Annotated in this window: 11 protein-coding genes; 10 read left to right on the top strand and 1 reads right to left on the bottom strand. The window is 41.3% G+C overall.

What is annotated here, in order from left to right; all coding sequences use genetic code 11:
* The first annotated feature begins 289 nt into the window (after nt 1-289).
* The 5 genes from F9856_RS11295 to galE all read left to right on the top strand — a co-directional run bounded on the left by F9856_RS11295 (nt 290) and on the right by galE (nt 3,684).
* Nucleotides 290-907, top strand: coding sequence for an NUDIX hydrolase N-terminal domain-containing protein (locus F9856_RS11295; protein WP_202106661.1), 618 nt, complete (start codon nt 290-292; stop codon nt 905-907).
* 9 nt (nt 908-916) lie between these two features.
* A complete protein-coding gene (locus tag F9856_RS11290; protein WP_202106660.1) occupies nt 917-1,690 on the top strand; it encodes a TIGR01457 family HAD-type hydrolase in 774 nt (257 codons plus the stop codon).
* Nucleotides 1,680-2,309 (top strand): TIGR01906 family membrane protein, encoded by a 630-nt coding sequence (locus F9856_RS11285; protein ID WP_202106659.1) that lies wholly within the window; start codon nt 1,680-1,682, stop codon nt 2,307-2,309. The genes F9856_RS11290 and F9856_RS11285 overlap by 11 nt, the downstream gene beginning before the upstream one ends.
* Nucleotides 2,310-2,389: 80 nt before the next feature.
* Nucleotides 2,390-2,566 (top strand): 30S ribosomal protein S21, encoded by a 177-nt coding sequence (gene rpsU / locus F9856_RS11280; RefSeq protein ID WP_000048054.1) that lies wholly within the window; start codon nt 2,390-2,392, stop codon nt 2,564-2,566.
* Nucleotides 2,567-2,670: 104 nt separating this feature from the next.
* Complete coding sequence (gene galE / locus F9856_RS11275) at nt 2,671-3,684, top strand: UDP-glucose 4-epimerase GalE (protein ID WP_024378004.1); 1,014 nt, start codon at nt 2,671-2,673, stop codon at nt 3,682-3,684.
* A 73-nt stretch (nt 3,685-3,757) separates the two neighbouring features.
* Here galE and mscL read toward each other — a convergent pair whose 3' ends face one another.
* Nucleotides 3,758-4,141, bottom strand: coding sequence for a large conductance mechanosensitive channel protein MscL (gene mscL, locus F9856_RS11270; RefSeq protein WP_202106658.1), 384 nt, complete (start codon nt 4,139-4,141; stop codon nt 3,758-3,760).
* A 181-nt stretch (nt 4,142-4,322) separates the two neighbouring features.
* Here mscL and dnaG point away from each other — a divergent pair, with 181 nt between their 5' ends.
* The 5 genes from dnaG (at nt 4,323) to tnpB (ending at nt 8,885) form a co-directional block, all read left to right on the top strand.
* Entirely contained in the window at nt 4,323-6,113 is a 1,791-nt protein-coding gene (gene dnaG / locus F9856_RS11265) for a DNA primase (RefSeq protein WP_202106657.1), read from the top strand.
* A gap of 2 nt (nt 6,114-6,115) precedes the next feature.
* Nucleotides 6,116-7,234, top strand: a complete 1,119-nt coding sequence (gene rpoD / locus F9856_RS11260) for an RNA polymerase sigma factor RpoD (protein WP_024378007.1) — start codon at nt 6,116-6,118, stop codon at nt 7,232-7,234.
* 552 nt (nt 7,235-7,786) lie between these two features.
* Complete coding sequence (locus F9856_RS11255) at nt 7,787-8,110, top strand: metal-sulfur cluster assembly factor (protein WP_002942999.1); 324 nt, start codon at nt 7,787-7,789, stop codon at nt 8,108-8,110.
* Nucleotides 8,111-8,365: 255 nt separating this feature from the next.
* Nucleotides 8,366-8,551: a hypothetical protein gene (locus F9856_RS11250; protein ID WP_061366905.1), complete on the top strand. Its 186-nt coding sequence runs from the start codon at nt 8,366-8,368 to the stop codon at nt 8,549-8,551.
* Entirely contained in the window at nt 8,532-8,885 is a 354-nt protein-coding gene (tnpB, locus tag F9856_RS11245) for an IS66 family insertion sequence element accessory protein TnpB (protein ID WP_202106656.1), read from the top strand. The genes F9856_RS11250 and tnpB overlap by 20 nt, the downstream gene beginning before the upstream one ends.
* The last annotated feature ends 96 nt before the right edge of the window (nt 8,886-8,981 follow it).

Genomic DNA, 8,981 nt, shown 5'->3' with positions numbered 1-8,981 from the left:
ATTGCCGTACTCTACGAAAGTGACTTGTTTCGCAAGTCTTATTTCCAACCTAGAACAGCCTCTAGGCTGTTCTAGCTGCCTGCCTCAGTTCCTTGTCTGAAAGCTAATTCATTTGACTATAACGGTTCTTTGTCAACTGTAGCGGTGGATATTACTCACTACAGAAATTATAGAGCTTTTCTTCATGTGTATGACCTGTCGTATACAGCTGGTTTCTTTCTCGTTGATTCGGTTTGTGGTATAATGTTGATTATTAAGCAAGTTAGGTAAACATTGAATGGAGAATGTCATGTCGCAGGATAAGTGGTTGGAATGGGCCGTACGTTTACAAGCTTTGGCTCAGACAGGCTTGGCCTATGGAAAAGATGTTTATGATATGGAACGATTTGAGGAAATCCGTCAGATTGCAGCGGAAATGTTGGTAGAGCCATCTGGACAGCCCTTGGAGGTGGTGAAAGACTTGTTTTGCAATGAAACAGGCTATCAGACACCCAAGCTGGATACCCGCGCAGCTATTTTCCAAGAGGATAAAATCCTACTGGTCCAGGAAAACGACGGGCTCTGGTCCTTACCAGGTGGTTGGTGCGATGTGGACCAGTCTGTCCAGGACAATGTTGTCAAGGAAGTAAAGGAAGAAGCGGGGCTGGATGTGGAGGCTCAACGTGTGGTGGCGATTTTGGACAAACACAAGAACAATCCTGCCAAGTCAGCCCACCGCGTGACCAAGGTCTTCATTTTATGTCGTCTCCTTGGCGGGGAGTTTCAGCCCAATTCGGAAACAGTTGCCAGTGGATTTTTCAGTTTAGACGATTTACCGCCACTTTCACTTGGGAAAAACACAGTAGAGCAGTTAGCACTTTGCTTGGAAGCTAGTCGGTCTGAGCATTGGGAAACACGATTTGATTAAGGAGGAAAAATGACATATACAGGTTATTTGATTGATTTGGATGGTACCATTTATGAAGGGAAAAAGCGGATTCCTGCTGGTGAACGTTTTATTCATCGCTTGCAAGAACGTCAGATTCCCTATTTATTCGTGACCAACAATACCACCCGTCGTCCTGAGATGGTGCAGGCTATGTTGGCCGAAAACTTTAACATTGAGACACCGCTTGAAACAATCTATACAGCCAGTCTAGCGACAGTAGATTATATGAATGACTTGGGCAAGGAAAAGACAGTCTATGTCATTGGAGAAGACGGGCTCAAGTCTGCCATTTTTGAGGCAGGTTATGTGGAAGATACGGAAAATCCATCCTATGTTGTCGTCGGTTTGGATACTCAGTTGACCTATGAAAAACTAACCATTGCCACCCTGGCTATTCAAAAGGGAGCGACTTTCATAGGTACCAATCCTGATTTGAACATTCCGACCGAGCGTGGTCACTTGCCAGGTGCTGGTTCATTGATTGCGCTTTTGAAAGCTGCGACCCGTGTGCAGCCGACCTTTATCGGCAAACCTGAAGCCATTATCATGGACAAGGCTCTGGAGATTTTAGGCACAGAACGCAGCCAAACGGTTATGGTGGGAGATAACTACCTGACGGATATTCGCGCAGGGATTGACAATGGATTTCCAACTCTTTTAGTCCTGACTGGATTTACCAAGCCAGAAGAAGTAGCAGACTTGCCCCTTGCTCCAACCCATGTCCTCAACAGCCTAGATGAATGGAGTTTTGATGAGAACTAAGTTACAGATTATCGGAACGATTTTATTTGTCTTGTCGGCAGCAGTTCTAGGAACCATCTACCTAGCTTGGCTAGTTTATCCGATAGAAATTTCCTACCTAGGCTTGGAAAATGTTGTATACATGAAAGCAGCAGATATTTCCTACAATTTCAATATCCTGATGAACTATCTGACCAATCCTTTTGCAAGTGTTTTAGACATGCCCAATTTTTCATCCTCAGCCGATGGTCTGAAACATTTTGCGGATGTCAAGCATCTCTTTCATCTGGCTCAGGTTATTTTCCTGATTAGTTTGCCTGCGGTTTTCTATTTTTGGAAAGAAGTGGTGCGAAAAGGATATGGAAAATTGTATCAAGCCGTCTTTCTATGGATGGCAGCAGTACCCTTATTCATTGCTGTACTAGGTTTGTTAATTGGTTTCGATTCTTTCTTTACTCTCTTTCATCAAGTTCTTTTTCCTGGTGACTCGACCTGGCTCTTCAACCCAAATACAGATTCGGTTATCTACATCTTACCAGCAGAATTCTTCCTGCATTGTTTTCTCCTATTCTTTGTCTTGTATGAAATCATCTGTGGAGCTTGGCTATTGCTCCTAAGGAAAAAGGGGAAAAAGTCGTGATTATGTAAAAAAAGTTCTTGACAATCCTTTTGATTGCAGTTATAATAGTATGTAATTTGAAATTGAGGGGAGTGAAAAAAATGTCAAAAACAGTAGTACGCAAGAACGAATCACTTGATGATGCTCTTCGTCGTTTCAAACGTGCGGTTACTAAAGCTGGTACTCTTCAAGAAACACGCAAACGCGAATTCTACGAAAAACCATCTGTAAAACGTAAACGTAAATCAGAAGCAGCTCGCAAGCGTAAAAAATTCTAATTGAATTTGAAAACGGCCGAAAGGCTGTTTTTTGTTTACATTTTACAACAAGTAACATATAATAGGGATATAGAATTTTTGTCCAAGTGAAAAGGAGTAAAGGGATGAGTATCTTAGTTACTGGTGGTGCAGGTTATATTGGTAGTCATACGGTTGTCGAATTGTTGAAGTTGGGGAAAGAAGTGGTTATCGTGGATAATCTTTCAAACTCAAGTATTTTGGTTTTAGATCGCATTGAAACCATCACTGGCAAGCGCCCAACTTTCTATGAGTTGGACGTGGCAGATAAGGAAGCCTTGCGCCAAGTTTTTGAAAATGAAAACATTGAGGCAGCCATTCACTTTGCTGGCTACAAGGCAGTCGGTGAGTCCGTAGCTAAGCCAATTATGTACTATGAAAACAATATCATGTCAACCCTAGCTTTGGTGGAAGTCATGGCAGAATTTGGTGTTAAGAAAATTGTCTTCTCCTCAAGTGCGACTGTTTATGGCCTCAATAATCCATCGCCTTTGGTTGAAACTATGCCAACTAGCGCAACGAATCCGTACGGCTATACCAAAGTTATGTTGGAACAAATCTTGCGTGATGTGGAAGTAGCAGATAAGGAGTGGAGTATTGCATTGCTCCGTTATTTCAATCCAATCGGCGCCCATGAATCTGGCTTGATCGGGGAAGATCCGGCTGGTATTCCTAATAATTTGATGCCGTTTATTGCACAGGTAGCAGTTGGTAAACGTCCAGAACTCAGCGTTTTTGGTAATGATTATGACACAGTTGATGGAACAGGTGTTCGTGATTATATTCACGTCATTGACTTAGCACTCGGTCATATCAAGGCGCTTGAAAAAATTTCAACTACTGCAGGTGTACATACTTACAATCTTGGTTCAGGCCAAGGAACCAGTGTCTTAGAACTGGTTCAGGCTTTTGAAAAAGTAAATGGTGTACCGGTACCTTATAAAATTGTAGACCGTCGTCCGGGTGATGTGGCGACCTGCTATGCTAATGCAGACAAGGCTCTAGCTGAACTCAATTGGAAAACAGAGAAAACGATTGAGGATATGTGCCGTGACACATGGAACTGGCAGTCTAAAAATCCAAATGGATACGAAGGATAAGAAAAGATGCGGGTAGAGTACCTGCATCTTCTATTTTTATGAACAAAAAACAAGCACTAGACCTGCTAATATATTATTTTTTCAACAAGTCGCGGATTTCTGCAAGCAATTCTTCTTGAGTTGGACCAGCAGGTGTAGCTTCTTCAACAGCAGCTTCTTCTTTCTTAGCCAAGCTTTGAGCTTTTTCCGCAGCCTTAACGATGAAGAAGAGAACAGTACCAACAATCAAGAAGTTGATAACAGCACTCAAGAAGTTACCGTATGCTACACCGTTCCATGACAAGTCAGCGATTTTTTCTGCACCAGCAGTTTTCAAAGCTGGCGTCAAGAACAATGGAGTAATTACATCTTCAACCAATGATTTAACGATTGCACCAAATGCAGATGCAATAATCACACCGACAGCCAAATCAATCACGTTTCCACGGAACAAAAAGGCTTTCAAATCTTTTAACATATCCTAAATATGTCCTTTCATAAATATTTTACTCTATATATAATAACCGTTAAAAATTATTTTACAAGTAATTTGTTTCAGAAATTTTACATTTTCCCGTATTTAGTATACAATAGAGTATGTTAAACTAAGGGAAGAGTGTTCACTTTTTAAATTAGCTAGTATGATATGAGGAGGGAATGTGCTTTCAAAGGATAAAATTACTGAAATAAAACAAGCTCTCAATATCGTTGATGTTATTGGTGAAACGGTTGCTTTGACTAAGGCCGGACGTAATTATGTCGGTCTTTGCCCTTTTCATGGGGAGAAAACCCCGTCTTTCAATGTGATTGAAGATAAGCAGTTCTACCATTGTTTTGGATGTGGTAAGTCCGGAGATGTATTCAAGTTTGTCGAAGAAGTTCGTGGTGTTTCTTTTGCAGATGCGGCAGCTATCTTAGCTGAGAAGGCAGGGTTTCAAGTAGATGTAACTCCTTCCTATCATCAAGAGGAGAAAAGGGTTAGTCCGCATCAGGTACTGTATGATATTCATCGAGATGCCGCAAAGTTTTATCATGCCCTTTTGATGACAACCAAAATGGGTGAGGAAGCTAGAGCTTATCTACACCAACGTGGCTTGACAGATGATGTCATAAAAACATTCCAGCTAGGCTTAGCTCCTGCCGAACAGAATATTCTTTACCAAAAACTATCAGGTCAATATGACGAAGAAAGTCTATTGAATTCGGGTTTGTTCAATCCAAGTGAGAATAATATTATTTATGACGCCTTTCAAGAGAGGATTATTTTCCCCTTGGCGGATGAATATGGTCGAATTGTAGCTTTTTCAGGTCGGATTTGGACCGAAGAAGATCGAAACAATAAACAATTAGCTAAGTATAAAAACTCTCGTAGTACTGCGATTTTCAATAAAAGCTATGAATTGTATCATTTGGACAAGGCTAAAGCGGTTATTAAGAAGCAACGTGAAGCCTATCTCATGGAAGGTTTTCTAGATGTCATTGCTGCTCATCGTGTAGGGATTGATAATGCAGTGGCTTCCATGGGAACAGCTTTGACAAGAGAGCATGTTGCACATCTAGCTAAGTTTTGTAAGAAAATTGTTCTGACTTATGATGGGGATAAGGCTGGACAGGCAGCTACCATGAAGGTGCTGGACGAACTACAAGATTTTCAGGTTGAAATCGTGAGTTTGCCAGATAATATGGACCCAGATGAATTTTTGCAGAAAAATTCGGAAGAAGCCTTGCAACAGGTTTTAACCAAGTCACGAATCAGCGATGTAGAATTTTTGATTCAATACTTGAAACCTGAAAATCCTGACAATCTACAAATGCAGATTGAGTTTGTAGATAAGATTGCACCAATTATTGCCAAAGTATCATCCATTACAGCTCAAAATTCTTATATTTATAAGGTGGCGGATTTACTTTCTGATTTTGATTATAATCAGGTGGAACAGGCAGTAAATGCTGTTCGTCTGAACCAGCGCCAGGAGAGAACACAACAGGTATTTCAATCACAGACTGGTCAGTCTTACTTGCCACCAGTCCAAACGATTGCTCGTATAACGAGTCTTATTCGAACAGAAAACCATTTACTTTATCGGATGGTTGAACATCCTTATATTCTCAATGAGTTCCGTTTACGAGAAGATTTTTATTTTGCGACGCCAGAATTACAAGCTATTTATGATATGTTAAAAAAATCTGGGGAAATTACCAGTTTTGAACTATCACAGTTGAACGATTCTGCTCAACAGGCTTGGTATCGTATGCAAGAAGAACGTTTACCTAATGAAGTATCTCCACACGAAATCGAAGAATTAGAAATTCGGCGAGACAAGGAATTGTTGAAGAAGGAGAACCAGCACCTAGCGCGGAAAATCCGTGAACATTCCCATGTGGGAAATGCAGATATTGCCCTCGATGAGTTGCAAAAACTCCTCGATAGAAGAAGACAAATGGAGTAAATATGACAAATAAAAAAGATAAAAAAACAGAAGTCACTACTTTTGATGTACAAGTTGCCGAATTTATCCGTAACCATAAAAAACAAGGTTCAGCTACAGACGATGAAATCAATGACCAACTGGTTATTCCATTTACGCTTGATGCTGACGGAATCGATGATTTGCTCCAACGTATTCAGGACGCAGGGATTTCGATTGTCGATAAAGAAGGGAACCCTTCTGCTCGTGCTATGCAGGTAGAGGAAGAACCAGGATTATCTGATGAAGAATTGCTCGGAAGCACTTCTGCAAAAGTGAACGACCCAGTCCGCATGTATTTGAAAGAAATTGGTGTTGTACCTCTTTTGACCAACGAGGAAGAGCAAGAATTGGCTCTGGCAGTCGAAGCAGGGGACCCAGAAGCGAAACAACGTTTGGCTGAAGCCAACTTGCGTTTGGTTGTATCCATTGCCAAACGCTATGTCGGCCGTGGTATGCAGTTCCTTGATCTTATCCAAGAAGGAAACATGGGCTTGATGAAGGCCGTTGATAAGTTTGACTATTCAAAAGGTTTCAAGTTTTCAACCTATGCAACTTGGTGGATTCGTCAGGCTATCACTCGTGCCATTGCGGACCAAGCGCGTACAATCCGTATCCCTGTTCACATGGTAGAAACCATTAACAAATTGGTCCGTGAACAACGCAATCTCTTGCAGGAATTGGGCCAAGATCCAACTCCTGAGCAAATCGCTGAGCGTATGGATATGACGCCTGAGAAAGTTCGTGAAATCCTCAAGATTGCACAAGAGCCTGTTTCACTCGAGACCCCAATTGGTGAAGAAGATGATAGTCATCTTGGAGATTTTATCGAAGACGAAGTCATTGAAAATCCAGTTGATTACACAACTCGTGTCGTTCTTCGTGAACAGTTAGATGAGGTATTGGATACTCTTACTGACCGTGAGGAAAACGTATTGCGTCTTCGTTTTGGTTTAGATGATGGTAAAATGCGTACGCTTGAAGATGTTGGTAAAGTCTTTAACGTAACCCGTGAACGCATCCGCCAAATTGAAGCCAAAGCCCTCCGTAAACTCCGCCACCCATCCCGCAGCAAACCACTCAGAGATTTTATAGAGGATTAAAACACCACTGGCGTGGTGTTTTAACCCGAGCCTAGAAATAAGAAAGCGAGGTTAACCTCCGGGGGAGGTTTTTAATCGCTCGCTGAAAACAGGAAACGAGCGAGAGTTCGGGGAACTACAAGGATCCTGACTTCCGTCAGTCCTATTTCCCACCTTCAACAGTCTCCCAGACTGTTGAAGCCTGCCCAGAAATAAGAAAGCAGGCTAACCCAGTGGTGTTTTAACCCGAGCCTAGAAATAAGAAAGCGAGGCTAGTCTTCGGGGGAGGTGATCGACGTTTCTCATATCATTCGACCATAATGATGTGAGAAACTAGTAAGTCGTCTAGGCAATTCTATTGGGAATTGCCGTTAGTTGAGTAGCTTTTTAAAGCACTCAACTTTGGCGAGTTGAACCGCTCGCTGAAAACTGGAAACGAGCGAGAGTTCGGGGAACCTTTTTAACTGCTCGCCTTGAAATTAGAAAGGGACCGTAACGTCCAGTGGACTTTTTGACACAAACTTGGTTTGTTTCTTTTCTAGTATTGAAGTTGTGAAAAAGAAAGAGAGAAAAATGACGTACACAGAAGATCAAATTAAAGACATTCAGGAGCGTGTTTTTCATGCTCTTGAAGATGTGATTGACCCTGAGCTAGGTATCGATATTATCAATTTAGGGCTAATTTATGAAATTCGATTTATTGAGGGCAAGGCTGAAATTGATATGACCTTGACGACCATGGGTTGTCCATTAGCTGATTTAATTACCGATCAAATTCATGATGTACTGAAGGATGTCCCTGAAGTAACAGAAGTAGATGTGAGACTGGTTTGGTCACCAGCTTGGACCGTTCAAAAAATGAGTCGTTATGCTCGAATTGCATTAGGAATTAAATAAAAAAACAAAATGGTTTCAAACGTTTGAAGCCATTTTTGTTGCTTACTGCGTAAGCTTTATCTCCCATCTCAAAGAATCTCTTGATTCTGGCTCTTTGTCAACTGTAGTGGGTAGATGAAAAGCTAACACCTAGAGAGGACGAAATTCGTTCTCTCATTTTTAATGTTTAAAGCGTAACCACCCAATAACAAGTTATCTATCCAATCACTCATTCCTCCAGTATACTGATATAAAAAACAAACTGGAGGATTTTTTATGTCACAGCCCATCGTCCCATTGACTGTTCCTCAATCTCGCCGCTTTGAAAAGAAAAGCAGAAACGATATTCTGATGAAAATTCGTCTCGGAAAAACGGAAGTCACATTCTTCCAATCTATCAATCCTGAAGTAATGGAAACTATCTTGGATAAGGTGCTGCATTATGACCATCCGACTCAGTGATTTAGGTCAAGTCTTCTTGGTCTGTGGGAAAACGGATATACGTCAGGGGATTGACTCTCTCGCCTACCTTGTCAAAAGTCAATTTAATCTGGATCCCTTTTCAGGTCAGGTCTATCTCTTCTGCGGAGGTCGAAAAGACCGATTCAAGACTCTTTACTGGGACGGACAAGGATTTTGGTTGCTTTACAAACGTTTTGAAAATGGGAAATTGACCTGGCCAAACAATGAAGAAGAGGTCAAGGCTCTAACTTCCGAACAAGTAGACTGGCTCATGAAAGGATTTTCTATCATTCCAAAAATAAATGTTTCAAAAAGTCGCACGACAAACGCATGAAGAAAATTTCGTTTTCAGAAAGCGAAAATCATAACCAAACATCAATCAAAGTAGTACACTAGAGATAGAGGTGAACTACAATGATTGATTTTCTTT

Origin of the sequence: Streptococcus suis (assembly GCF_016743335.1) — a bacterium.
GTDB lineage: Bacteria > Bacillota > Bacilli > Lactobacillales > Streptococcaceae > Streptococcus > Streptococcus suis_Y.
Note: the sequence above shows the minus strand (reverse complement) of the source record. Positions and strands in the feature narration are given on the sequence as shown.

Excerpts from the sequence above, each read along its gene's own strand:
- F9856_RS11295 (WP_202106661.1), top strand. The coding sequence starts at position 290 with ATGTCGCAGGATAAGTGGTTGGAATGGGCCGTACGTTTACAAGCTTTG.
- F9856_RS11290 (WP_202106660.1), top strand. The coding sequence starts at position 917 with ATGACATATACAGGTTATTTGATTGATTTGGATGGTACCATTTATGAA.
- F9856_RS11285 (WP_202106659.1), top strand. The coding sequence starts at position 1,680 with ATGAGAACTAAGTTACAGATTATCGGAACGATTTTATTTGTCTTGTCG.
- rpsU (WP_000048054.1), top strand. The coding sequence starts at position 2,390 with ATGTCAAAAACAGTAGTACGCAAGAACGAATCACTTGATGATGCTCTT.
- galE (WP_024378004.1), top strand. The coding sequence starts at position 2,671 with ATGAGTATCTTAGTTACTGGTGGTGCAGGTTATATTGGTAGTCATACG.
- mscL (WP_202106658.1), bottom strand. The coding sequence starts at position 4,141 with ATGTTAAAAGATTTGAAAGCCTTTTTGTTCCGTGGAAACGTGATTGAT.
- rpoD (WP_024378007.1), top strand. The coding sequence starts at position 6,116 with ATGACAAATAAAAAAGATAAAAAAACAGAAGTCACTACTTTTGATGTA.
- F9856_RS11255 (WP_002942999.1), top strand. The coding sequence starts at position 7,787 with ATGACGTACACAGAAGATCAAATTAAAGACATTCAGGAGCGTGTTTTT.
- F9856_RS11250 (WP_061366905.1), top strand. The coding sequence starts at position 8,366 with ATGTCACAGCCCATCGTCCCATTGACTGTTCCTCAATCTCGCCGCTTT.
- tnpB (WP_202106656.1), top strand. The coding sequence starts at position 8,532 with ATGACCATCCGACTCAGTGATTTAGGTCAAGTCTTCTTGGTCTGTGGG.